The organism is Pseudomonas sp. Pseusp10, assembly GCF_059492225.1.
Genome location: NZ_CP168528.1, coordinates 926,369 through 950,665, shown reverse-complemented (window position 1 = coordinate 950,665; position 24,297 = coordinate 926,369). Strand labels below are relative to the sequence as shown.

The 24,297-nt window shown below is 60.1% G+C and carries 26 protein-coding genes; 14 read left to right on the top strand and 12 right to left on the bottom strand.

The annotated features are described in order from the left end of the window. The first annotated feature begins 282 nt into the window (after positions 1–282). The 3 genes from glnA to ACEN8Z_RS04305 all read left to right on the top strand — a co-directional run bounded on the left by glnA (position 283) and on the right by ACEN8Z_RS04305 (position 3,119). The gene (gene glnA, locus ACEN8Z_RS04315; protein WP_008002929.1) at positions 283–1,689 is read left to right on the top strand and encodes a type I glutamate--ammonia ligase; all 1,407 of its coding nucleotides are present in this window, start codon (positions 283–285) and stop codon (positions 1,687–1,689) included. A gap of 297 nt (positions 1,690–1,986) precedes the next feature. Further along, positions 1,987–2,502 (top strand): DUF4124 domain-containing protein, encoded by a 516-nt coding sequence (locus ACEN8Z_RS04310; protein ID WP_495596882.1) that lies wholly within the window; start codon positions 1,987–1,989, stop codon positions 2,500–2,502. Beyond that, positions 2,499–3,119: a DUF4124 domain-containing protein gene (locus ACEN8Z_RS04305; RefSeq protein WP_495596881.1), complete on the top strand. Its 621-nt coding sequence runs from the start codon at positions 2,499–2,501 to the stop codon at positions 3,117–3,119. The genes ACEN8Z_RS04310 and ACEN8Z_RS04305 overlap by 4 nt, the downstream gene beginning before the upstream one ends. Positions 3,120–3,167: 48 nt before the next feature. On the opposite strand, the gene ACEN8Z_RS04300 is transcribed toward ACEN8Z_RS04305, so the two are convergent. After that, positions 3,168–3,326, bottom strand: coding sequence for a hypothetical protein (locus ACEN8Z_RS04300; protein WP_495596880.1), 159 nt, complete (start codon positions 3,324–3,326; stop codon positions 3,168–3,170). Positions 3,327–3,349: 23 nt separating this feature from the next. Between ACEN8Z_RS04300 and glnL the strand changes: the two genes are divergently transcribed. Together glnL and ntrC are read left to right on the top strand one after the other, a co-directional pair. Continuing rightward, positions 3,350–4,435: a nitrogen regulation protein NR(II) gene (glnL, locus tag ACEN8Z_RS04295; RefSeq protein WP_008002923.1), complete on the top strand. Its 1,086-nt coding sequence runs from the start codon at positions 3,350–3,352 to the stop codon at positions 4,433–4,435. Continuing rightward, positions 4,432–5,868, top strand: a complete 1,437-nt coding sequence (gene ntrC / locus ACEN8Z_RS04290) for a nitrogen regulation protein NR(I) (protein WP_008002922.1) — start codon at positions 4,432–4,434, stop codon at positions 5,866–5,868. Before glnL ends, ntrC begins: the two co-directional genes overlap by 4 nt. A gap of 556 nt (positions 5,869–6,424) precedes the next feature. Here the strand turns inward: ntrC and ACEN8Z_RS04285 are convergent. Next, a complete protein-coding gene (locus ACEN8Z_RS04285; RefSeq protein ID WP_033052685.1) occupies positions 6,425–6,865 on the bottom strand; it encodes a hypothetical protein in 441 nt (146 codons plus the stop codon). Here ACEN8Z_RS04285 and trmL point away from each other — a divergent pair. Further along, positions 6,864–7,319, top strand: coding sequence for a tRNA (uridine(34)/cytosine(34)/5-carboxymethylaminomethyluridine(34)-2'-O)-methyltransferase TrmL (trmL, locus tag ACEN8Z_RS04280; protein ID WP_495596879.1), 456 nt, complete (start codon positions 6,864–6,866; stop codon positions 7,317–7,319). The genes ACEN8Z_RS04285 and trmL overlap by 2 nt on opposite strands. 116 nt (positions 7,320–7,435) lie before the next feature. On the opposite strand, the gene secB is transcribed toward trmL, so the two are convergent. The 3 genes from secB to ACEN8Z_RS04265 are packed head-to-tail and all read right to left on the bottom strand — an operon-like array spanning position 7,436 to position 8,647. After that, complete coding sequence (gene secB, locus ACEN8Z_RS04275; protein ID WP_007972740.1) at positions 7,436–7,921, bottom strand: protein-export chaperone SecB; 486 nt, start codon at positions 7,919–7,921, stop codon at positions 7,436–7,438. Positions 7,922–7,977: 56 nt separating this feature from the next. Beyond that, positions 7,978–8,232 carry a glutaredoxin 3 gene (gene grxC / locus ACEN8Z_RS04270; protein ID WP_007989217.1) on the bottom strand — a complete coding sequence of 85 codons (255 nt, stop codon included), beginning with the start codon at positions 8,230–8,232 and terminating at the stop codon, positions 7,978–7,980. A 1-nt stretch (position 8,233) separates the two neighbouring features. Next, on the bottom strand, positions 8,234–8,647 hold the full coding sequence (locus ACEN8Z_RS04265; protein WP_008002917.1) for a rhodanese-like domain-containing protein: 414 nt from the start codon (positions 8,645–8,647) through the stop codon (positions 8,234–8,236). 152 nt (positions 8,648–8,799) lie between these two features. Between ACEN8Z_RS04265 and gpmI the strand changes: the two genes are divergently transcribed. The 4 genes from gpmI to ACEN8Z_RS04245 all read left to right on the top strand — a co-directional run bounded on the left by gpmI (position 8,800) and on the right by ACEN8Z_RS04245 (position 14,005). Further along, positions 8,800–10,329, top strand: a complete 1,530-nt coding sequence (gpmI, locus tag ACEN8Z_RS04260) for a 2,3-bisphosphoglycerate-independent phosphoglycerate mutase (RefSeq protein WP_015093081.1) — start codon at positions 8,800–8,802, stop codon at positions 10,327–10,329. Between the two features lie 251 nt (positions 10,330–10,580). Beyond that, positions 10,581–11,876, top strand: coding sequence for a murein hydrolase activator EnvC family protein (locus ACEN8Z_RS04255; protein WP_495596878.1), 1,296 nt, complete (start codon positions 10,581–10,583; stop codon positions 11,874–11,876). Positions 11,877–11,907: 31 nt separating this feature from the next. Next, on the top strand, positions 11,908–13,227 hold the full coding sequence (locus ACEN8Z_RS04250) for a S41 family peptidase (protein ID WP_204931086.1): 1,320 nt from the start codon (positions 11,908–11,910) through the stop codon (positions 13,225–13,227). A gap of 1 nt (position 13,228) precedes the next feature. Then, on the top strand, positions 13,229–14,005 hold the full coding sequence (locus tag ACEN8Z_RS04245) for a divergent polysaccharide deacetylase family protein (RefSeq protein ID WP_495596877.1): 777 nt from the start codon (positions 13,229–13,231) through the stop codon (positions 14,003–14,005). Positions 14,006–14,151: 146 nt separating this feature from the next. On the opposite strand, the gene ACEN8Z_RS04240 is transcribed toward ACEN8Z_RS04245, so the two are convergent. The 7 genes from ACEN8Z_RS04240 to ACEN8Z_RS04210 form a co-directional block, all read right to left on the bottom strand. Then, positions 14,152–14,907, bottom strand: coding sequence for a substrate-binding periplasmic protein (locus tag ACEN8Z_RS04240; RefSeq protein WP_495596876.1), 756 nt, complete (start codon positions 14,905–14,907; stop codon positions 14,152–14,154). 81 nt (positions 14,908–14,988) lie between these two features. Beyond that, positions 14,989–15,759, bottom strand: a complete 771-nt coding sequence (hisF, locus tag ACEN8Z_RS04235; RefSeq protein WP_007972752.1) for an imidazole glycerol phosphate synthase subunit HisF — start codon at positions 15,757–15,759, stop codon at positions 14,989–14,991. 10 nt (positions 15,760–15,769) lie between these two features. Further along, entirely contained in the window at positions 15,770–16,507 is a 738-nt protein-coding gene (gene hisA / locus ACEN8Z_RS04230; RefSeq protein WP_027617356.1) for a 1-(5-phosphoribosyl)-5-[(5-phosphoribosylamino)methylideneamino]imidazole-4-carboxamide isomerase, read from the bottom strand. A gap of 42 nt (positions 16,508–16,549) precedes the next feature. Beyond that, positions 16,550–16,807 (bottom strand): DUF2164 domain-containing protein, encoded by a 258-nt coding sequence (locus ACEN8Z_RS04225; RefSeq protein WP_046815284.1) that lies wholly within the window; start codon positions 16,805–16,807, stop codon positions 16,550–16,552. Continuing rightward, positions 16,808–17,446 carry an imidazole glycerol phosphate synthase subunit HisH gene (gene hisH / locus ACEN8Z_RS04220; RefSeq protein WP_007989198.1) on the bottom strand — a complete coding sequence of 213 codons (639 nt, stop codon included), beginning with the start codon at positions 17,444–17,446 and terminating at the stop codon, positions 16,808–16,810. It lies immediately after the preceding gene. Then, on the bottom strand, positions 17,446–18,039 hold the full coding sequence (hisB, locus tag ACEN8Z_RS04215; protein ID WP_003186751.1) for an imidazoleglycerol-phosphate dehydratase HisB: 594 nt from the start codon (positions 18,037–18,039) through the stop codon (positions 17,446–17,448). The genes hisH and hisB overlap by 1 nt, the downstream gene beginning before the upstream one ends. A 267-nt stretch (positions 18,040–18,306) precedes the next feature. Further along, the gene (locus tag ACEN8Z_RS04210) at positions 18,307–19,971 is read right to left on the bottom strand and encodes an OFA family MFS transporter (protein ID WP_495596875.1); all 1,665 of its coding nucleotides are present in this window, start codon (positions 19,969–19,971) and stop codon (positions 18,307–18,309) included. A gap of 232 nt (positions 19,972–20,203) precedes the next feature. Here ACEN8Z_RS04210 and panM point away from each other — a divergent pair, with 232 nt between their 5' ends. From panM to ACEN8Z_RS04190, 4 genes are all read left to right on the top strand, one after another. Beyond that, a complete protein-coding gene (panM, locus tag ACEN8Z_RS04205; protein WP_008002903.1) occupies positions 20,204–20,608 on the top strand; it encodes an aspartate 1-decarboxylase autocleavage activator PanM in 405 nt (134 codons plus the stop codon). A gap of 78 nt (positions 20,609–20,686) precedes the next feature. Next, on the top strand, positions 20,687–22,921 hold the full coding sequence (locus ACEN8Z_RS04200) for an AsmA family protein (protein WP_495596874.1): 2,235 nt from the start codon (positions 20,687–20,689) through the stop codon (positions 22,919–22,921). Further along, a complete protein-coding gene (gene mutY, locus ACEN8Z_RS04195; protein WP_495596873.1) occupies positions 22,918–23,985 on the top strand; it encodes an A/G-specific adenine glycosylase in 1,068 nt (355 codons plus the stop codon). Before ACEN8Z_RS04200 ends, mutY begins: the two co-directional genes overlap by 4 nt. Continuing rightward, positions 23,982–24,254: an oxidative damage protection protein gene (locus ACEN8Z_RS04190; RefSeq protein ID WP_007972770.1), complete on the top strand. Its 273-nt coding sequence runs from the start codon at positions 23,982–23,984 to the stop codon at positions 24,252–24,254. The genes mutY and ACEN8Z_RS04190 overlap by 4 nt, the downstream gene beginning before the upstream one ends. Positions 24,255–24,297 lie beyond the last annotated feature (43 nt).

Here is a 24,297-nt window from a genome sequence, read left to right as displayed (position 1 = left end):
TAGCGGAAATTGCTCAAGGTTTAACCAGTTAATGTGCAGAAGGTTTCGCACGCACCAAAACAGGTCATTTATTGAAATGAACGCCACATTGTAGGGCGGGATTTTCCGCTTTAAGGTACTTTTCCGCCTGACAGGCGTGAAATTGGGGCAAAAAACCCATGGTGGGGCACTGGCATGCAATTTGCTCCCTTGTGAGGCAGGTTGCCTTGGCAGAGTATTCGCGCCGGCATCACCCACATTTAAGGGCATCCATTACTAGCCCGAAGCCACCCGGAGGACACTATGTCGAAGTCGGTTCAACTCATCAAAGATCATGACGTCAAGTGGATTGATCTGCGCTTCACGGACACCAAAGGCACTCAGCACCACGTGACCATGCCGGCTCGCGATGCGCTGGATGACGACTTCTTCGAAGTCGGCAAAATGTTCGACGGTTCCTCCATCGCTGGCTGGAAAGGCATCGAAGCCTCCGACATGATCCTGATGCCGGACGACTCCACCGCTGTTCTGGATCCGTTCACCGAAGAACCGACCCTGATCCTGGTCTGCGACATCATCGAGCCTTCGAGCATGCAAGGCTACGATCGCGACCCACGTGCGATCGCCAAGCGCGCCGAAGAGCACCTGAAAGCCACCGCTATCGGTGACACTGTGTACGCCGGTCCAGAGCCAGAGTTCTTCATCTTCGACCAGGTCAAGTTCAAGTCCGACATTTCCGGCTCCATGTTCAAGATCTACTCTGAACAAGGTTCGTGGATGTCCGACCAGGACATCGAAGGCGGCAACAAAGGCCACCGCCCAGGCGTCAAAGGCGGCTACTTCCCGGTTCCACCGTTCGACCACGACCACGAAATCCGTACCTCCATGTGCAACGCACTGGAAGAAATGGGCCTGACCGTCGAAGTTCACCACCACGAAGTGGCGACTGCCGGCCAGAACGAAATCGGCGTCAAGTTCAACACCCTGGTGAAGAAAGCCGACGAAACCCAAACCCTGAAGTATGTCGTGCACAACGTAGCCGATGCCTACGGCCGCACCGCGACCTTCATGCCTAAGCCTCTGTACGGCGACAACGGCTCGGGTATGCACGTACACATGTCCATCTGGAAAGATGGCAAGAACACCTTCGCAGGCGAAGGCTATGCTGGTCTGTCCGATACCGCTCTGTACTTCATCGGCGGCATCATCAAGCACGGTAAGGCCCTGAACGGCTTCACCAACCCGGCGACCAACTCCTACAAGCGTCTGGTTCCAGGCTTCGAAGCTCCAGTGATGCTGGCCTACTCGGCTCGCAACCGCTCCGCTTCGATCCGTATTCCTTACGTGTCGAGCCCGAAAGCCCGCCGTATCGAAGCACGCTTCCCGGATCCGGCTGCCAACCCGTACCTGTGCTTCGCCGCACTGCTGATGGCTGGCCTGGACGGCATCCAGAACAAGATCCACCCTGGCGACGCCGCTGACAAAAACCTGTACGACCTGCCGCCTGAAGAGGCGAAAGAGATCCCACAAGTTTGCGGCAGCCTGAAAGAAGCCCTGGAAGAGCTGGACAAAGGTCGTGCGTTCCTGACCAAAGGCGGCGTTTTCAGCGACGACTTCATCGACGCTTACATCGCCCTGAAAAGCGAAGAAGAAATCAAGGTACGTACCTTCGTACACCCACTGGAATACGAGCTGTACTACAGCTGCTGATCCGGTAGCGCTGCGGCACGCGGCGTGACAAAAAGAGGCCTCCTTCGGGAGGCCTTTTTTATTGCCAGCGATTTAGCGGCCTGCGAAGAACCCTGTGGGAGCGGGCTTGCCCGCGAAAGCGGTCTGTCTGATAAACAGATGTTGAGTGTACTGGCGTCTTCGCGGGCAAGCCCGCTCCCACAGGGACTTGTGACGCTTGGAGCATCTCGCAAACCATATCCATATGTTTAGCTGCTTGGGACAACCGCCACACCTGACCTATGCTGCAACCCAACGCTTTCGTTTCCGGTCGATTCCATGGGTCGTGGTTTTCTCTTCATCCTGCTGCTGATTGTTCTGCCCGCCACGGCGCAGATCTACAAATACACGGACGCCAACGGCGCCACCGCGTACAGCAATCAACCGCCTGACGGCGTCAGCGCCCAACCGGTCGACTTGCCGCCCCTAAACAGCGTCGAACACCAGCCTCCCGGCGACGCCGCACCTGCTGCCGAAGCCGCGCGCAATGAACAGCCCCACAAGACCTATGAAGTGCTTGAGCTGACAGGCCTGCCGACCACCGAAGCCTTGCGCGCCAACAACGGCACGTTCACCGTAACGGTACTGATCAAGCCGCGCCTGCAAGGCGCCCACCTGCTGCGCCTGCTGCTGGACGGTCAGCCCTACGGCCAGCCAGGCAATGTGCCTATCCTGCAACTGATGAACATCGATCGCGGCGAACACCGCCTCGCCGTGCAAGTAATCGATGGCGAAAACGTTGTACAGCAGAGCCCCACCACAACTTTCACCGTGCAACGAGTACACACGCCTTGAAGACCTGGCTGCTGATCGCCTGCTTCATCGCGCTGCCCACGTCGGCGCAGGTCTTTACTTACGTTGACCCCCAAGGTAATCGGGTTTTCACCGACCAACCCAAACCCGGCAACGCCACGCGTGTACCACTGGTAAAGAGCAATCGAATGGCGGCCAACCCCACAAGTGCAGCGCCGTCGAGTGCAGAAGACAGTCCCGAAGTAAAAGCGCCGTTCCACTATGACCTGGTGCGCATCCTGGTTCCGGAACCCGACGCGACCATCCGCAGCAACGCCGGTGAAATCATCGTCAGCGTCACCAGCGAACCAGGCCTGCAACGGGGTCATCGCTACCGATTGCTGCTCGACGGCCAGCCCACCGCCGAACCTGGCCTGAGTCCGGTGTTCCCGTTGAGCAACATCGATCGCGGCAGCCATACCCTGTCCGTGGAAATCCTCGATAAACAAGGGCGCATCGTCGAACGCACCGCCAGCCAACCCTTCCACATGCAGCGCACGTCTCTCGCCCAGAAGCGCAAGATCAAACCCTGCACTCTCGAAGACTACGGCCAGCGGCCGGAATGCCCGCCCGGCGACAAACCCGCCGAAGAAAAAAATCCTTTCCTTCGACTTTTCTAACCTTGTTCAGGTTTGCGCACTATATTGGTGCAATTGCTTGCACCGTACTCACATTCCAACCCATTTTGGTTCGAAAGTACTCGAAAAAGCCGGCAGAACGCCACGCAAACGAGCGTCAAACGCCTGTTTCAGGCGCTGAACGCTTCTTTTCGGAGCCTTGGTTTGGTTTTTGCATTTTGCCCGTACCAGCGCTTTTTTCTTGCGCATGCCCTGCTCTAAAAGAGGTCCCGATGACCATTAGCGACGCACTCCACCGTTTGCTACTCGACAACCTCACCACCGCCACCATCCTGCTCGACGCCGAACTGCGCCTCGAGTACATGAACCCGGCGGCGGAGATGCTGCTGGCCATCAGCGGTCAGCGCAGCCACGGGCAGTTCATCAGTGAGTTGTTTACCGAATCGACCGAAGCGTTGAACTCCTTGCGCCAGGCCGTCGAACAAGCGCACCCGTTCACCAAGCGCGAAGCCATGCTCACCGCCCTCACCGGCCAGACCCTGACCGTCGACTACGCGGTAACGCCGATTCTGAGCAACGGCGACACGATGCTGCTGCTTGAAGTCCACCCTCGCGACCGCTTGCTACGGATCACCAAGGAAGAAGCACAGCTTTCCAAGCAGGAGACCAGCAAGATGCTGGTGCGCGGCCTTGCCCATGAAATCAAGAACCCGCTAGGCGGGATTCGCGGCGCGGCACAATTGCTGGCCCGGGAACTGCCGGAAGAAAGCCTGCGCGACTACACCAACGTCATCATCGAAGAAGCCGACCGCCTGCGTAACCTGGTGGATCGCATGCTCGGCTCCAACAAGTTGCCGTCACTGGCCCAGTGCAATGTCCACGAAGTGCTGGAGCGCGTCTGCCACCTCGTAGAGGCCGAAAGCCAGGGCTGCATCACCTTGGTGCGCGACTACGATCCAAGCATTCCGGACGTGCTGATCGACCGCGAGCAAATGATTCAGGCGGTCCTGAACATCGTGCGCAACGCCATGCAGGCCATCAGCAGCCAGAACGAGCTGCGCCTGGGGCGCATCAGCCTGCGTACCCGCACCATGCGCCAGTTCACCATCGGCCACGTGCGCCATCGCCTGGTGACCAAGATCGAGATCATCGACAACGGCCCGGGCATTCCTGCGGAACTTCAGGAAACCATCTTCTTTCCCATGGTCAGCGGTCGTCCGGACGGTACCGGGCTGGGCCTGGCCATTACCCAGAACATCATCAGCCAGCACCAGGGCCTGATCGAATGTGACAGCCACCCCGGCCACACCACTTTCTCGATCTTTCTGCCACTGGAACAAGGAGCCACATCGACATGAGCCGTAGTGAAACCGTGTGGATCGTCGATGACGACCGTTCTATCCGTTGGGTCCTGGAAAAAGCCTTGCAGCAGGAAGGCATGACCACGCAAAGCTTCGACAGCGCCGATGGCGTGATGAGCCGCCTGGCGCGCCAGCAGCCGGATGTGATCATTTCCGACATCCGCATGCCCGGCGCCAGCGGCCTGGACCTTCTGGCGCGGATTCGCGAGCAGCACCCCCGACTGCCGGTCATCATCATGACCGCTCACTCCGATCTGGACAGCGCTGTCGCGTCCTATCAGGGCGGCGCCTTCGAGTACCTGCCCAAGCCGTTCGATGTCGACGAAGCGGTCTCCCTGGTCAAACGCGCCAACCAGCACGCCCAGGAACAACAGGGCCTGGAAGTCGCCCCGGCACTGACCCGCACGCCGGAAATCATTGGTGAAGCGCCGGCGATGCAGGAGGTGTTTCGCGCCATCGGCCGCCTGAGCCACTCCAACATCACCGTGCTGATCAACGGCGAGTCCGGTACCGGTAAAGAACTGGTGGCCCACGCCCTGCACCGTCACAGCCCGCGGGCGGCTTCGCCGTTCATCGCGCTGAACATGGCGGCGATTCCAAAAGACCTGATGGAGTCCGAACTGTTCGGCCACGAGAAAGGCGCGTTCACTGGCGCGGCCAACCTGCGTCGAGGGCGTTTTGAACAGGCCGACGGCGGCACGCTGTTCCTCGATGAAATCGGCGACATGCCGGCCGATACCCAGACCCGTTTGCTGCGGGTACTGGCCGATGGCGAGTTCTACCGCGTCGGCGGTCATGTGCCGGTGAAGGTCGATGTGCGCATCATTGCTGCGACCCACCAGAACCTGGAAACCCTGGTGCATGCCGGGAAGTTCCGTGAGGACTTGTTCCATCGTCTGAATGTGATCCGCATCCACATCCCGCGCCTGTCGGACCGTCGCGAAGACATCCCGACCCTGGCCAAGCATTTCCTCAGCCGCGCCGCGCAAGAACTGGCCGTCGAGCCGAAGCTGCTGAAAAGCGAAACCGAGGAATACCTGAAGAACCTGCCGTGGCCCGGCAATGTGCGACAGCTGGAGAACACCTGCCGCTGGATCACGGTGATGGCGTCGGGTCGCGAAGTGCACATCGGCGACCTGCCACCGGAGCTGCTGAGCCTGCCGCAGGATTCGGCACCCGTGACCAACTGGGAGCAAGCCCTGCGTCAGTGGGCCGACCAGGCGCTGGCCCGCGGCCAGTCGAGTCTGCTTGACAGCGCCGTGCCGGCTTTCGAGCGGATCATGATCGAGACCGCCCTCAAACACACTGCCGGCCGCCGCCGCGATGCCGCCGTGTTGCTGGGCTGGGGGCGCAACACCCTGACGCGCAAGATCAAGGAATTGGGGATGAAGGTAGATGGCGGGGATGATGATGAGGGGGATGAGGGCTAAACAGCCTGTAGTTATTCGCTGATCGTTAGGCCCAATCGCGAGCAAGCTCGCTCCCACAGTGGTTTTTCGGCGTTTTCACTATCGTGTAGACACCATCAAACCCTGTGGGAGCGAGCTTGCTCGCGATGTTTTCAGAGCCATCAATGCACCGACTGAATGCACCGTGAACCGCAATCGCGCACGAAAGCTGAATCGAAACACCGCCTCCATCTGCCGCAAAGCTCACCCCCAAAGAACACCAAAGCCCCGAATTACGGGGCCTTGAGTATTACTTCAGAATTTTCTGTTACCACATATGAAAACCTGGCACGCCCCCTGCATTAACCCTTTCAAGTGAATCAGTTCACCTACCCGGTTTCGGGGACCTTGGTACAGGCAGGCCGGGGATTCCCCTCTTTACACAGGGCTCACACCGCACCCGCGACGAGCCCGACCGTTTTGGGGCCCTTGATACAGGCAGGTCAGGGGTTCCTTCTTTACACCAGGCTCATACCGCACTCGCGACGAGCCTCCCGTTTCGGGAACCTTGGTACAGGCAGGCCGGGGATTCCCTCTTTTATTGCTCCCGGAGATGGATCTCCAGCCGCCAGCGGTCATCGACCTCGCTACCGGCCCACTCGCCCTGCAGGGGCCGGGCCGCCACCAGTGTCAGCAACAACCCCCCATCGCTCAAACGTACCCGCCAGTTCACGTCCTTGCCGCCGAGCTTTAGCTGGCCTTTCTGCGCCTTGCCCTCGGCGCCAAACAGCAGCGCGACACTGCCGTCCACCATTTCGCCGTGGGTCTCGGGCTCGTTGTTGAACCACACCACCAGTCCATCGCTTGTCACTTCAACCTGCTGCAACTGACTGGGGTCTGGCGCGGTCAGGCGACCGATCATCATCCCGACCATCATCCCGACAATCGCCAGCGAGCCCATTACCCGCAGGAATAGTTTCGAACGCACGCCTTCTGGCGGCGTAGAATGCGCATCATCTTTACCTTCGGAGCCGTGCATGTTTCACGTCATCCTTTTCCAACCAGAAATTCCACCGAATACCGGCAACGTTATCAGGCTGTGCGCCAACAGTGGCTGCCACCTGCATTTGATCGAGCCGCTGGGCTTCGAGATGGACGACAAGCGCCTGCGCCGGGCCGGTCTCGACTACCACGAGTATGCCACTCTGCAACGCCATGCGGACCTGGCCAGCTGCCTGGAAAGCCTCGGTCACCCGCGGGTGTTCGCGTTCACCACCAAAGGCTCGCGGCCGTTCCACGATGCCAGCTTCGCCCCGGGCGACGCGTTCCTGTTCGGCCCGGAAAGCCGTGGCCTGCCGGCCGAAGTGCTTGATGCCCTGCCCGCCGAACAACGCCTGCGCCTGCCGATGCGCGAAGGCTGCCGTAGCCTGAACCTGTCGAACACTGTCGCAGTGGCCGTGTACGAAGCGTGGCGTCAAAACGACTTTAAATAACACCCAAAAAAATGTGGGAGCGAGCTTGCTCGCGATGGCGGTGCATCAGTCAACATTGATGTTGAAACTGGTGACCTCATCGCGAGCAAGCTCGCTCCCACAATATTGAAACGCTTTTACTGAACGGTTGGAGTCTCGCCGGCAGCCTGCATGCGTTGCAGCTCTTGCGCGTACAGCGCATCGAAGTTCACCGGAGCCAGCATCAGTGCCGGGAACGAACCGCGGGTCACCAGGCTGTCCAGGGTTTCGCGAGCGTACGGGAACAGGATGTTCGGGCAGAACGCACCCAGGGTGTGGCTCATCGAAGCGTCATCCAGATTCTTGATCAGGAAGATCCCGGCCTGTTGCACTTCGGCGATGAACGCCACTTCGTCACCGTTTTTCACGGTCACCGACAAAGTCAGCACGACTTCGTGGAAGTCGGATTCCAGCGTCTTTTGACGGGTGTTCAGATCCAGGGCGACGCTCGGCTCCCACTGCTGGCGGAAGATCGCCGGGCTTTTCGGAGCTTCGAAGGACAGGTCACGCACATAAATGCGCTGCAAGGAGAATTGCGGTGCAGTTTCTTCTTCGTTCGCAGCAGTGTTCTGTTGGTCAGTCATCGCAGATCCTTCTTGATCCAGGGTTCTTTTAGGTTTGCTTTTTTGGGGTATAACCGTCAGGCCTCGAGCAGCGCGTCGAGTTTGCCCGCGCGCTCCAGGGCGAACAAGTCATCACAACCGCCCACGTGGGTGCTGCCGATCCAGATTTGCGGCACGGACGTACGTCCGGCTTTCTGGGCCATCGCGGCGCGCACCTGCGGCTTGCCATCGACCTTGATCTCTTCGAAGGCCACGCCTTTGTTCTCGAGCAGGTATTTGGCTCGCGAGCAGTAAGGGCAGTAATCGCTGGAATAGACGACGACGCTACTCATATCACTTCACCAGCGGCAGATTGTCGGCTTTCCAGCTGGAGATACCGCCGGACAGCTTGGCGGCAGTGAAGCCGGATTTCATCAATTCGCGGGCGTGGGTGCCGGCGGTCTGGCCCATGGCGTCGACCAGGATGATGGTCTTGGCCTTGTGCTTTTCCAGTTCGCCAACGCGGGCAGCCAGTTTGTCCTGGGGAATGTTCACCGCACCGACAATGTGACCGGCGGCGAAATCCTTGCTCGGACGAATGTCGATCACCACGCCAGCGTCCTTGTTGACCAGCCCGGTCAGTTCGCCGGTGCTCAGGCTACGGCCGCCGCCCTGCATTTGATAGGCAATCAGCAACGCCAGCAGTACGACGAAGATACCGACGAGAATGTAGTGGTTAGTGGCGAATTCAATCAGGTGAGCAACCATCGAAGGAGGTTCCAGGGCGTTAAAATGTCGGCCAGTATACACAGCCACTATGGTGGGCCAAACCCCGTCCGGCGGTGACGTGGCCGGAACTTCGCTTTAAACTGCGACTCCCTTTTCCATCGCCCCTTTTTACTTAAGCCAGAGCGAATTCCATGACTACCACGCCTAAACCTTTGGTCCTGATGATTCTCGACGGCTTCGGTCACAGCGACAACCCCGAATCCAACGCCATTTTCGCGGCGAAGAAGCCTGTACTGGACCGCCTGTGGGCCACAGTGCCGAACGGCCTGATCTCGGGCAGCGGCATGGACGTTGGCCTGCCGGATGGTCAGATGGGCAACTCCGAAGTCGGCCACATGAACCTGGGCGCCGGCCGCGTGGTGTATCAGGACTTCACCCGCGTCACCAAATCGATCCGCGACGGCGAGTTCTTCGAGAACCCGACCATCTGCGCCGCCGTGGACAAAGCTGTCGCCGCCGGCAAAGCCGTGCATTTCATGGGCCTGCTGTCCGATGGCGGCGTGCACAGCCACCAGGACCACTTGGTCGCCATGGCCGAGCTGGCGTTCAAGCGCGGCGCTCAAAACATCTACCTGCACGCTTTCCTCGACGGTCGCGATACCCCGCCGAAAAGCGCGCAATCGTCGATCGAACTGCTCGATGCAACCTTCCAGGCCCTGGGCAAAGGCCGGATCGCCAGCCTGATCGGCCGTTACTACGCCATGGACCGCGACAACCGTTGGGACCGCGTGTCCCAGGCCTACAACCTGATTGTCGATGGCCAGGGCGAATTCAACGCCGCCACCGCTCAGGAAGGCCTGCAAGCGGCATACGAGCGCGGCGAGAGCGACGAATTCGTCAAAGCCACCTCCATCGGTGAGCCGGTAAAAGTCGAAGACGGCGATGCCGTGGTGTTCATGAACTTCCGCGCCGACCGCGCCCGCGAGCTGACCCGCGTGTTCGTCGAAGACAACTTCAGTGAGTTCGAGCGTGCCCGCCAGCCGAAACTGGCCGGTTTCGTCATGCTGACCCAATACGCCGCCAGCATCCCTGCGCCGTCGGCTTTCGCTGCCGGCAGCCTGGAAAACGTGCTGGGCGACTACCTGGCGAAAAACGGCAAGACCCAGCTGCGTATTGCCGAAACCGAAAAATATGCCCACGTGACCTTTTTCTTCTCCGGCGGTCGCGAAGAACCGTTCCCGGGCGAAGAACGCATTCTGATTCCGTCGCCGAAAGTCGCTACCTATGACTTGCAGCCGGAAATGAGCGCACCGGAAGTTACCGACCGCATCGTCGACGCCATAGAAAACCAGCGTTACGACGTGATCGTGGTCAACTACGCCAACGGCGACATGGTCGGTCACAGCGGCGTGTTCGAAGCGGCGGTCAAGGCGGTTGAATGCCTGGACCTGTGCGTGGGCCGCATCGTCGATGCCCTGGAAAAAGTCGGCGGCGAAGCCTTGATCACCGCCGACCACGGCAACGTCGAGCAAATGTCCGATGAAACCACTGGCCAGGCGCACACTGCGCACACCACCGAGCCGGTGCCGTTCATCTATGTCGGCAAGCGCGACTTGAAAGTCCGCGAAGGTGGCGTGCTGGCGGACGTGGCGCCAACCATGCTGAAGTTGCTGGGCCTGGAACAACCGGCGGAAATGACCGGGACTTCGATTCTGGTCTGATCGGATTTCCAAAACGCCACAAAACCTGTGGGAGCGGGCTTGCTCGCGATAGCAATCTGACAGCCAGCATCTATGTTGAATGATCGGACGCCATCGCGGGCAAGCCCGCTCCCACAGTGGTTTATGGAGTTTTCGAAATGGAATTCAGTCTGCCGCTCGCTCCAGTTATCACACAGTCAGAAATGGGCATTTTTTTTGCCGCCCATGGCGGGCATACTAGGCCGTCCCTTTCCCTGGTGCCGCCCGCCCCTATGCTTCGCGTCCTGATAGCCCTAGCCCTGACTTGCCTGCTCCAACCGGCCTTTGCTGACGAGCGCGCAGATACCCAACAACAGTTGGACGCCACGCGTCAGGACATTGCCGAGCTGAAGAAACTGCTGGGCAAGCTGCAGGAAGAAAAATCCGGTGTGCAGAAAGAGCTCAAGAGCACCGAAACCGAAATGGGCAAGCTCGAGAAGCAGGTCGAAGCCCTGCAGAAAGAGCTGAAGAAAAGCGAAGCCGAGCTGCAGCGGCTCGATGCGGAGAAAAAAAAACTCCAGAGCGCGCGCACTGAACAGCAACGACTGATCGCCATGCAGGCCCGGGCGGCCTACCAGAACGGTCGCCAGGAATACCTCAAGCTGCTGCTCAACCAGCAGAATCCGGAAAGATTCGCCCGTACCCTCACCTATTACGACTACCTGAGCCAGGCTCGCCTGGAGCAGTTGAAGAATTTCAACGAAACCCTGCGCCAACTGTCCAATGTCGAGAAAGACATCGCCATGCAGCAGGCGCAACTGCTGGTGCAGCAAAGCAGCCTCGACACCCAGCGTGACGAGCTCGAGAAAGTCCGCAAGGAGCGCCAGCAAGTCCTTGCCAAACTCAATGACGACGTAAAGGCTCGCGATCAGAAGCTGGCGGCACGCGAGCAGGATCAGGCAGACCTGTCTAAAGTCCTTAAAACCATTGAGGAAACCCTGGCCCGCCAGGCCCGTGAGGCAGAAGAAGCGCGGCAAAAAGCGCTGATTGCCCAGCAGGAAGCCGAAAAAAAGCGTTTACGTGAGGCCCAGGCGTTGGCAGATGCCAGCGACGATGCCCCACGCAAACCAGTCAAGTCGACACCTGGCGCACTGGTTTCCAGCTCCGGCGAGACCTTTGGCGGTCCGTTTGTATCAACCCGCGGCAAACTTCCCTGGCCTGTCGATGGTCGATTGTTGGCGCGTTTCGGTGAAAACCGTGGCGACGACGCCCGGACCAAGTGGGATGGCGTGATGATCGGCGCGTCTGCCGGCAGTGCGGTACATGCCGTGCACGGTGGTCGCGTGGTGTTCGCCGACTGGTTGCGTGGCGCCGGGCTGCTGGTGATTCTCGACCACGGCAACGGGTACTTGAGTCTGTACGGTCACAACCAGACGCTGCTCAAGTCTGCGGGTGACGTTGTAAAAGCCGGTGAACCTATTTCCACTGTCGGTAACAGTGGCGGGCAGGACACACCAGCGCTGTATTTCGCAATTCGTCAGCAGGGTCACCCGAGTGACCCTGCGCAATGGTGCCACGCGCAAGGATAAGCGCGTCGCCTAATTCAGGAGTTCGTTCGACATGCTGCATTTGTCCCGCCTTACCTCGCTGGCCCTGACGATCGCCCTGGTGATCGGCGCGCCTCTGGCGTTTGCCGCTCAACCAGCCCCGGCGGTTGCGCCTGCAGGCACTGCCGCGACCACCAAGGCGCCACTGCCGCTGGATGAGTTGCGCACCTTTGCCGAGGTGATGGACCGGATCAAAGCCGCTTATGTCGAACCGGTGGACGACAAGACCCTGCTGGAAAACGCCATCAAGGGCATGCTCAGCAACCTCGACCCGCACTCCGCCTACCTGGGCCCTGAAGATTTCGCCGAGTTGCAGGAAAGCACCAGCGGTGAGTTCGGCGGCCTTGGCATCGAAGTCGGTGCCGAAGATGGCTTCATCAAAGTGGTGTCGCCCATTGACGACACCCCGGCCTCCAAGGCCGGCATCCAGGCCGGCGACTTCATCGTCAAGATCAACGGCCAGCCCACCCGTGGCCAGAGCATGACCGAAGCCGTGGACAAGATGCGCGGCAAGATCGGCCAGAAAATCACCCTGACCCTGGTGCGCGACGGTGGCACGCCGTTCGACGTGACCTTGGCCCGCGCCGTCATTCAAGTGAAGAGCGTGAAGAGCCAGTTGTTGGAATCCGGCTACGGCTACATCCGCATCACCCAGTTCCAGGTCAAGACCGGCGAAGAGGTTTCCAAGGCCCTGGCCAAGCTGCGCAAGGACAACGGCAAGAAGCTCAAAGGCATCATCCTCGACCTGCGCAACAACCCGGGTGGCGTGTTGCAGGCAGCGGTGGAAGTGGTCGATCACTTCATCACCAAGGGCCTGATCGTCTACACCAAGGGCCGCATCGCCAATTCGGAGCTGCGCTTCTCGGCCACCGGCAAGGACGAAAGCGAAGCCGTGCCGATGGTCGTGCTGATCAACGGCGGCAGCGCCTCGGCTTCGGAAATTGTCGCCGGCGCCCTGCAGGATCAGAAACGTGCAGTGCTGATGGGCACCACCAGTTTCGGCAAGGGCTCGGTGCAAACCGTGCTGCCGCTGAACAATGAGCGCGCCTTGAAGATCACCACGGCGCTGTACTACACGCCGAACGGCCGCTCGATCCAGGCCCAGGGCATCGTGCCGGACATCGAAGTACGCAAGGCCAAGATTACCAGCGAGCAGGACAGCGACTACTTCAAGGAAGCCGATCTGCAGGGTCACCTGGGCAATGGCAACGGCGGCGCCGACAAACCGACCGGCTCCAGCGGCAAAGCCAAATCCATGCCGCAGGACGACGATTACCAACTGGCCCAGGCCCTGAGCCTGCTCAAAGGGCTGAGCATCACGTCCGGCCGCTGAGATGCTTCTGCGGTTGTTGATCGGTCTGTTGTGTTGTCTGGCGGGTGTTGCTCACGCAGAACCCGCCGAATCAACGCCCCACAAAGCCTACCTGAGTCTGATCATCGATGACCTGGGGCAGAGCCTGCCCCGGGATCGTCGCGTGCTGGCCCTGCCCGGCCCGGTGACCACCGCGATCATGCCCGACACGCCCCACGCCACCGAATTCGCCCGCGAAGCCCATCGCGCCGGCAAGATCGTCATCCTGCACATGCCCATGGATCCGGCCACCGGACCGTTCGCCTGGCATCCCGAGCTGCCCATGGAGGAGCTTGAGAAACGCCTGAACGCCGCGTTCAAAATGGTCCCCTACACCGCCGGTATCAACAATCACATGGGCAGCCGCATGACGGCGCAACCCGCCGCCATGGCATGGTTGATGGCGGACTTGCAGCGTCGGCATAAATTTTTCGTCGACAGCCGCACCAGTGCGCAAACCGTGGCCGCTGCCGAAGCGCAGAAGATCGGTCTGGCCAGCGTTTCGCGGGACGTGTTCCTCGACGATGAGCGTACTGAAGCTGCGATCTTCACTCAGTTGCAGATAGCGATCAGCCTTGCGCACAAGCAGGGCTCAGTGGTGATGATCGGGCATCCGTATCCACAGACACTTTCGGTGCTGGAGCGCGAATTGCCCAAGCTCAAGGCTCAGGGCATCGAGTGGATTGATATCCGGCAGATGATCAGTGTGCGCGGTAATCGGGCGACAGTAGCGCATGGCAAGGATGGGGTGTACCGCTAATAGCTACACCGCAGAACCACTGTGGGAGCGAGCTTGCTCGCGATAGCGATCTGTCATTCAACAATGATGTCGACTGACACGACGCCATCGCGAGCAAGCTCGCTCCCACAGCGATATGCGCATGGCTGAATGAGGGTGTCGGGGGATTAGAGATACCGCCCCATAATCTCGTCCACCACACCTTCCTTGCGCATCTGATCCAGCGCCGCCTGGAGCTTGGCCACCGTCTCGTCCGGCACGTCCTTGTTCAGCGCCAGGTACAGTTCGGCACTGTTGAAACGCAGTACGGTTTTCAACCCGATAACCCCCTCCTGACGCGCCAGGTAGCGCCCGGCCGGATCGCCGGTGGCCCACAGATCGATCTGGCCGTTGACCAGTTTCTTCGCGTTGTCCTGATCGCGCAGTACGACGACCGGATTGAGCCCTTGCCTGGCGAGGGTCTCGGCGATCGCATCGCCCTTGTAGGCACCGATTTTGTATTTGCGCGCGTCATTCAAGGTTTCGAGGGTGATCTTGCTGTCAGCCTTGGCCAGCATGATCCAGTCGTCCGGGCCGATTGGGCCGACCCATTTGAATAGTTTCTCGCGATCCGGCAACCGCGCCATGACGAATACGCCGTAACCAGGGTTTTCCAGGGTGAGTTTGTAGATCCGCTCCCAAGGGAAACGCAGCGTCAGGCTGTAGGTAATGTCGGCGCGCTTGAATATCTCGCGGACGATATCGGTGGCGATGCCATTGATGTTCTCGTCCTGAGCGAAGTTCTTGCCGTTCTTCGCCATGTTGTACGGCGGGAAGTTTTCCGTCAGCAACACCAGGTCGGTATCGGGGCTGTCTGTAGCGTATGCCCCGCTGATCAACAACAGAGAAGCGCTGGCAAGGACGAGAAGAAAGCGTCTGAGCATGTCTGGCTACCGAAATCCATGGCGTGCCCAAGAGTGCCTTGGGTACGCCATGGTGTCCACTGGCCTGTATCGTTTTGGCGTTCAGCGCATCACAATTCCGCGATGAGCCATATAAGCCTTGGCTTCCTGCACGGTGTATTCGCCGAAGTGGAAAATACTCGCCGCCAGTACAGCGCTGGCGTGGCCTTCGATAATGCCGTCAGCCAGGTGCTGCAGATTGCCAACGCCGCCAGAGGCAATCACTGGAATGCCCAGCGCGTCGCTGATGGCGCGGGTAACGCCCAGGTCGAAACCGTTTTTCATGCCGTCCTGATCCATGCTGGTCAGCAGGATCTCACCGGCACCCAGGCCTTCCATTTTCTTCGCCCATTCGACAGCGTCGAGACCGGTTGGCTTGCGTCCACCGTGGGTGAAGATTTCCCAGCGCGGGGTTTCGCCCGGCCCGGAAACCTTTTTCGCGTCGATCGCGACCACGATGCATTGCGAACCGAAATGCTGCGCCGCTTCGCCGACGAACTCAGGGTTGAACACCGCTGCGGTGTTGATCGAGACCTTGTCCGCGCCGGCATTGAGCAGGTTGCGAATGTCCTGCACGGTACGCACGCCACCGCCCACGGTCAGCGGGATGAACACCTGGCTGGCCATGCGCTCGACGGTGTGCAGCGTGGTGTCGCGGCCGTCGACGCTGGCAGTGATGTCGAGAAAGGTAATCTCGTCGGCGCCTTGCTCGTCGTAGCGACGGGCGATTTCCACCGGGTCACCGGCGTCGCGGATGTTTTCGAATTTCACACCCTTGACCACCCGGCCGTTGTCCACGTCCAGGCAAGGGATGATGCGTTTGGCCAGGGCCATGGTCGTTTCCTCAGCCTTTGTACGAATCGCAGAAAGCTTGCGCTTCAGCGACATCGAGGGTGCCTTCGTAAATCGCACGGCCGGTAATGGCGCCGATGATGCCCGGTGCCTTGGCGTCGAGCAGGGTCTTGATGTCACCCAGGTTGTGGATGCCGCCGGAAGCGATCACCGGAATCTTTGTCGCCGCAGCCAACGCCGCGGTGAACGGCACGTTGCAGCCCTGCATCATGCCGTCTTTGGCGATGTCGGTATAAACGATCGAAGACACGCCGTCAGCTTCAAACTGCTTGGCCAGGTCGATCACCTGGATGGTGCTGATTTCAGCCCAGCCATCAGTGGCGACAAAGCCGTCTTTGGCATCCAGGCCCACGATGATTTTGCCCGGGAACGCGCGGCAGGCTTCGGCAACGAAGGCCGGATCTTTCACGGCCTTGGTGCCGATGATCACGTAACTTACGCCCGCTTTCACGTAGTGCTCGATGGTTTCCAGGGAGCGGATACCGCCGCCGATCTGGATCGGCAGGTTCGGGTAGCGCTTGGCGATGGCGGTGACCACTTCACCGTTGACCGGCTGGCCTTCGAAGGCGCCATTCAGGTCGACCAGATGCAGACGGCGGCAACCGCCCTCCACCCACTTGGCAGCCATGCTCACCGGGTCATCGGAGAACACCGTGGAATCTTCCATGCGGCCCTGGCGCAGACGAACACAGGCACCGTCTTTAAGATCGATAGCGGGAATAATCAGCATCTGGCAAACCTTCAGAATTGAATGTTCAGCTTGGCTCGAAAATCAGTTTTTCTCGAGCGCCCACAAGTCGCTTTCGATGCTTTCGAACCTCTCTTTGAGGTGCGCCTGCACATCGAAAATCGCCCTGTTGTAATAGTGCGGAGCAATTTCACGGGTAAACAGCTCAAGAATCTCAGCCGCCTCGAACGAGCCGAGGTCCAGTTCGAAGCGGTCTTCCATGAACCGCTTGATCTTGCTGTTCGCCTCGTTTTCCTGCTCAGGCGTGAGGGTCAGGATCGGCGGTTTCTTCTTGACGGCCATTTACCAGCGACCGTCCCACGCAGCGAAGTTCTGCAGCAACTGCAGGCCATGGGTATGGCTTTTCTCCGGGTGGAACTGCACGGCGAAACGCGAGCCTTCGGCCAGCGCCGCGGCGAAATCGACACCGTAGTGACCGCCACCCACCACCTGCCGCGCGTTGGCGGCAGCGATGTAGTAGCTGTGCACGAAGTAGAACCGCGCCAGGTCCGGAATGTCGTGCCACAGCGGGTGACTGACCTTCTGCTTCACTTCGTTCCAGCCCATGTGCGGCACTTTCAGGTGCTCACCGTCCTCGACCAGATCCTTGCCGAAGAACTTCACCTGGCCCGGGAACAGACCAATGCAGTCGACGCCGTCGTTCTCTTCGCTGGTGTCGAGCAAGGCTTGCATGCCCACGCAGATGCCAAGGAACGGACGGTCCTGGCTGACTTCACGCACCAGCGAATCGAAACCGAGGCGACGGATCTCCGCCATGCAATCGCGAATCGCGCCAACACCAGGGAAAACCACCCGGTCGGCTTCGCGAATCACGTTCGCATCGCTGGTGATCAGCACCTTGCCGGCACCCACGTGCTCGAGGGCCTTGGCCACCGAGTGCAGGTTGCCCATGCCGTAATCGATAACCGCGACTGTCTGCATTACAGGACGCCCTTGGTCGAAGGCATTTGCCCGGCCATGCGGTCATCGAGTTCGACAGCCATGCGCAGGGCGCGGCCAAAAGCCTTGAACACGGTTTCGATCTGGTGGTGGGTGTTATGCCCACGCAGATTGTCGATGTGCAAGGTGACGTTGGCGTGGTTGACGAAGCCCTGGAAGAATTCCTGGAACAGGTCAACGTCGAAGCCGCCGACGGTGGCACGGGTGTATGGAACATGCATCTGCAGGCCGGGACGGCCGGAGAAATCGATCACCACGCGCGACAGCGCTTCATCGAGCGGCACGTAGGCATGACCGTAGCGACGGATGCCTTTCTTGTCGCCGATGGCTTTGGTGAAGGCCTGGCCGAGGGTGATACCGACGTCTTCCACCGTGTGGTGGTCATCGATATGCAGGTCGCCCTTGCTGACAATATCCAGGTCGATCAGCCCGTGACGGGCGATCTGGTCCAGCATGTGCTCAAGAAAAGGTACACCGATATCGAATCGGGCCTTTCCGGTGCCATCGAGGTTGATCGAGGCTTTGATCTGGGTTTCCAGAGTGTCGCGCTCGACAGACGCCTTACGTTCGGCCATCACCAGCTCCGCAAAATCATTGGGCGAAAAAGGCAGCCATTATAGGCTTGCGGGCGCCAAACAGAAACACGAGAGGTGATATCCCTGACGGAGTGAATCCGGGGGTGTCGGCGATGTACATGTCCATACAAGCCATTTGGCACACTACAAAACAACTGTGGGAGCGAGCTTGCTCGCGATGGGGCCCTCACATTCGACATCTCTGTCGACTGTCAGACCGCTATCGCGAGCAGGCTCGCTCCTACAGGTTTCAGGTTGAAACTGGTGTTAGTGAAACAGCACTGCGGTTTTTTGCAGAGTCACCCACACACCCCACGCCAGCGGAATGCCCACCACCAACCAGGCAGCCACCGCCAGCGGCTTGCTGCCCGGCGCGGCTTTCCACTCCAGCACGGTGCTGCTGTCAGCGCCTTTGTCATGGCCCAGCGCCTGTTCGGCGGCCAGTTCGGCGTCGGTCATGAAGTATTTGTCCGCCACCGGACGCACCAGCAGGTTGCACAGGAAACCCAGCACCAGCAGGCCGGCGAGGATGTACAAGGTGATGTCGTAAGCCGCCGCACGCTCGACGCCGATGCTCAGCTGATACTCACGCAGGTAGTTCACCAGCACCGGACCGAGTACACCGGCAGCAGCCCACGCCGTCAGCAGACGGCCGTGAATCGCACCGACCATTTGCGTACCGAACAGGTCCGCCAGATACGCCGGAACCGTCGCGAAACCACCGCCGTACATCGACAGGATGACGCAGAACGCCGCCACGAACAGCGCAACGCTGCCCAGATGACCGAGGTTCGGAATCAGTCCGTACAGGGCAAAGCCCAGGGCGAAGAACACGAAATAGGTGTTTTTACGGCCCAGATAATCCGAGAACGAAGCCCAGAAGAATCGGCCACCGATGTTGAACAGACTGAGCAAACCGGTGAAACCGGCAGCGATGGCGGCAATCGAAGCCAGTTGCGAAGCGTCGAGTTGGCCGAATGCCAGGTCATTGCCCAGCAACTTGCCAGCGAACACTTCCTGCAACAGCGGCGACGCCATGCCGAGGATGCCGATACCGGCCGATACGTTCAGACACAGCACCAGCCACACCAGACGGAACTGCGGCGTTTTCCAGGCCACATTCACGTGAACATGACGATGGGTGATCATCGCGTTCGAGGCTTTTTTCGCCGCAGCCGTCCAGCCTTCCGGTTTCCAGCCGGTTGGCGGAACGCGGTAGGACAACGCGCCGCCGATCATGAACACGAAGTAGATCGCGGCCATCACCAGGAAGCTCTGCCAGACGCCGACGCTGGTTGGCGAAGCGAAATGCCCCATCAGCGCCGCAGCCAGTGGAGCGCCGACCATTGCGCCGCCGCCGAAGCCCATGATCGCCATGCCGGTCGCCATGCCGCGCTTGTCCGGGAACCACTTGATCAGGGTCGACACCGGCGAGATGTAGCCCAGGCCCAGGCCGATACCGCCGATGACCCCGGAGCCGATCCACATCAGCCAGATCTGGTGGGTATACACCCCCAGCGCCGAAATCAGCAGACCGCCGCACCAGCACAATGCCGACACTACGCCAGCCTTGCGCGGCCCGGCATGTTCCAGCCAGCCGCCCCAGATGGCGGCCGAGCAACCCAGGAAGATGAAGAACAGGGTGTAGATCCAGCCGAGCATCGAGATCGGCCAGTCACACTGGGACGAAAAGACTTGTGCGATAAAACTCATGTCTGGCGCGCAGGCCACTGGAGCCGTGATGCCCAACGCCTTTGACAGCGGCAACCAGAACACCGAAAAGCCGTAGGCCATGCCGATGCACAAGTGGATGGCCAGCGCGGCCGGCGGCACCAGCCAACGGTTGAAACCGGGCTTGGCGATGATCCGCTCCTTGGACAGGAACGCAGGCTGGTCGGCGTCGAAGCCGTCCGCCGTGATGCTCGTGGTCATTGTGTATCCCCCAATTATCAGTATGGTTCGCCAGCCAAAGTTCACTCCCGGCCTTTATGCACGCAGGCATGACCGTTTTTTTCGGTGGAGCACCCAGTTGTGCGACAACAGGTCGCAGAAGGACGGACGAACGGGCAAAGGTTACCATCTGCAAGTGACAGAAAAACCAAACTGACATCACCGTTTGTACGTCATCTGATCTCCCTCGCCTCATGACCTCACAGGAATCACCATGCCGATCATTGTCGAGCCGCTGAACCAAGCCACTGCCCAGGATCGGCAGGATCTGCAGAAGATCTACTGCGACGCCCCGGACTGGCTGTTCGCCCCTTTTTCCGGGGCTGCGCAGTTGATCGAAGACTGTTTGCGCGACGGCACACTGATCGCCGGACGCTTCAATGATCGCCTGCTGGGCGCGGCCCGCTTGCAAAGGCACCAAGACGCCTGGCACTTGTCACAAATTTGTGTGCGAAAAATTACCCGTCGCCGTGGTGTTGCCGAGCGACTGGTTGCCGAAGCCCAAAAAATGGCCGCGCAATCGGGCATGACCCTGCGCCTGCTGGCGCCTGCCGGGCATCTGGAGGCTCAGGCACTGGCCGCCAAGCTGAAACTGCCGCTGGATGTACTGCCGGCGTGATCACTGACCGGTCGTCCGTTCCGGAGCGCTATACTCCTCGGCTAAATTTTGAATTCGATTAATTACAAGGACTCGCCCATGAAAGCGTTCGGCAAAATCCTGGGTCTGGTACTTCTCGGGCTGTTGCTGATCATTGTGGCGCTGGGCTTTGCCCTGACCCACCTCTTCGATCCCAACGACTACAAAGACGAAATTCGCCAGATTGCCCGCGACAAGGCCCACATCGAGCTGACGCTCAATGGCGATATCGGCTGGAGCCTGTTCCCGTGGCTGGGTCTGGAGCTGCACGACGCCAGCGTCGCGACCATGGTCAAACCGACCGAACCCTACGCCGACTTGCAGATGCTCGGCCTGTCGGTGCGCGTACTGCCGCTGCTGCGCCGTGAAGTGCAGATGAGCGACGTGCGCGTCGAAGGCCTGAACCTGCGCCTGAACCGCGACAAGGACGGTCACGGCAACTGGGAGGACATCGGCAAGGTGCCTGCAACGGCCAACACCGGCGCGGCGACCAGCACGCCGCCGGCCACTATCGAACCTGCACCCGAAGCCAGCGTCGCGGCGGAAAAACCGCCCCAGCCGATCCGCCTGGACATCGACAGCCTGACCGTGAACAACGCGCGGGTTGAATACACCGACGAACGAACCGGCAAGAGCTTCAGCGCCGAAAGTATTCAGTTGAGCACCGGTGCGGTTCACGACTCCGTCAACATTCCGCTCAAGCTCACGGCTTTCCTGTCCGCCAACCAGCCGGCACTGCGGGTTCGTACCGAGCTCAATGGTGAGCTGCGCATCGCACGTGCCCTGCAGCGCTATCAGTTCGAAGACATGAGATTGTCAGGTGAAGTGACCGGCGACCCGTTGCAAGGCAAGACCATGACCTTCTCCGCCCAGGGCCAACTGGTGCTGGACAAGGCCGCCAATGTCGCCGAGTGGACCGGTATCAAAGTTTCCGCCAACCAACTGCGGGCGCTGGGTGAACTGAAGGTCAACGATCTCGACAAGACCCCACAAGTCAGCGGCGGTATCTCGATTGCCCAGTTCGACCTGGCGAAATTCGTCGAAAGCATCGGCCAGAAACTCCCGGCCATGGCCGAAGGCAGCCTGAGTAAAGTCGAGCTCGTCAGTCGATTGGCAGCGACACCGACCAGCCTGGCGCTCGACAGCATCAACCTGAAAGTCGACGACAGCACCTTCAGCGGCCGCATTGCCGTCGAAGACTTCGCCAGACAATCGCTGCGCGCAGTGCTCAAGGCCGACACCTTCAACGTCGACCGTTACCTGCCACCGAAATCCGCCGAGGCCAATAGCACGACGCAAGTGCGTCAGGCCGAAGTCGCCAGTACCGAAGCCGATGCCATGGCCGGCGCCGGCAGCACTCCGTTGCCACCTGCGCCGACCAAGGACGCGTGGAGTAGCGAGCGCCTGTTGCCAGTGGAACGCTTGAGCAAGCTCGATGTGGACGCCGACCTGACCTTCGGCCAATTGACCCTGCAAAAACTGCCGATCCATAACGCTGCGCTCAAGGCCACCGGCCAGGGCGGCCTGCTGACGCTGGCCAACCTGCGCGGCGATCTGTACGAAGGTAACTTCGAAACCACCGGCACGCTCGATGTGCGCCAGTCAGTGCCGGCGCTGAATCTGCAGACGAAGATCAGCCGGATACCGGCAGAAAAAATCCTCGAAAGCCAGGGCAAGAATCCGCCAGTCAAAGGCCTGGTCACGCTCAACAGCAACCTGACCGGCAACGGCAACAGCCAGAAAGCGTTGATCGAAACCCTTAATGGCAATGCCAGTTTCGTCATCAACAATGGCGTGCTGCTCAATGCCAACCTTGAACAACAGCTGTGCAAAGGCATCGCCACGCTCAACCGCAAAACCCTCAGCGGCGAACCCCGGGGCAAGGACACACCGTTCCAGGAACTCAAGGGCAACCTGACATTGCGTAACGGCGTGGCCAGCAACCCGGACCTGAAAGTGCGCATCCCGGGCATGACCGTCAACGGTGACGGTGACATCGATCTGCGAGTGCTGGGTATGGACTACCGCGTCGGCATCATCGTCGAAGGCGATACCAGCGCCATGCCGGACCCGGCCTGTCAGGTCGGCGACAAGTTTGTCGGCATCGAGTGGCCACTGCGCTGCCGCGGCCCGCTGGAGCTGGGCGCCAAGGCTTGCCGTTTGGATAACGACCGCATGAGCCAGGTCGCAGCCAAACTGGCTGGCGACAGGATCAGCGAAAAAATCGACGAGAAATGGGGCGACAAGGTCAACCCGAAACTCAAAGACGCGCTCAAGGAGCTGTTCAAGCGATGAGAGCCGAGCAGTTTTCAACGGCGGTGCTGGACTGGTTCGACCGCCACGGCCGTCATGATTTGCCCTGGCAGCAGGGCATCAACCCGTATCGGGTGTGGGTCTCGGAAATCATGTTGCAGCAGACCCAGGTCAGCACCGTGCTGAACTACTTCGACCGCTTCATGGCCTCGTTGCCAACGGTCGAAGCCCTGGCGGCGGCACCGGAAGACGAAGTGCTGCACCTGTGGACGGGCCTGGGTTACTACACCCGCGCGCGCAATTTGCAGAAGACCGCGAAAATCGTCGTCGAGCAGTACGGCGGCGAATTTCCCCGGGATGTGGAAAAACTCACTGAATTGCCGGGCATCGGCCTGTCCACCGCCGGTGCCATCGCCAGCATCAGCATGGGCCTGCGCGCGCCGATCCTCGACGGCAACGTCAAACGCGTGCTGGCGCGCTTTACCGCGCAAGAGGGCTACCCCGGCGAGCCGAAGGTCGCCAAACAGCTCTGGGCCAACGCTGAGCGCTTCACGCCGCACGACCGGGTCAACGCCTACACCCAGGCGATGATGGACCTCGGTGCCACGCTCTGCACCCGCAGCAAACCGAGCTGCCTGCTGTGCCCGCTGGAAAAGGGCTGTGAGGCGCACATGCTCGGCCTGGAAACCCGTTACCCGATCCCCAAGCCGCGCAAAGCCATCCCGCAAAAGCGCACGCTGATGCCGATGCTTGCCAACGCCGAAGGCGCCATCCTGCTTTACCGTCGCCCCTCCACGGGCCTGTGGGGCGGTTTGTGGAGCCTGCCGGAACTCGACGCACTCGACGACCTGGAACATCTGGCAGCGCAGCACTCGCTAGAGCTGGGCACCCAACAGGCTATGCCGAGCCTGGTGCACACCTTCAGCCATTTTCAGTTATCCATCGAACCCTGGCTGGTTCAGGTCCAGGAGAGCGGCCATCACGTGGCCGAGGCTGACTGGCTCTGGTATAACCTCGCCACCCCGCCGCGCCTGGGCCTTGCCGCCCCGGTCAAAACCTTGCTCGAACGCGCGGCCGCCGTATTGAACGCAGGAGAGTCGTCATGACCCGCACCATCATGTGCCGCAAGTACAAAGAAGAATTGCCAGGCCTGGAGCGTGCTCCCTTCCCGGGCGCCAAAGGCCAGGACATTTTTGACCACGTCTCGGCCAAGGCCTGGGCCGACTGGCAAAAGCACCAGACCCTACTGATCAACGAGAAACGCCTGAACATGATGAACGCCGAAGATCGCAAATATCTTCAGGGCGAGATGGACAAGTACTTCTCCGGTGAGGATTACGCCAAGGCCGAAGGCTACGTGCCGCCGTCGGAATAACCCCGATTTATCGGGGGTCTGAACGTAAGCGACGGTAATAATT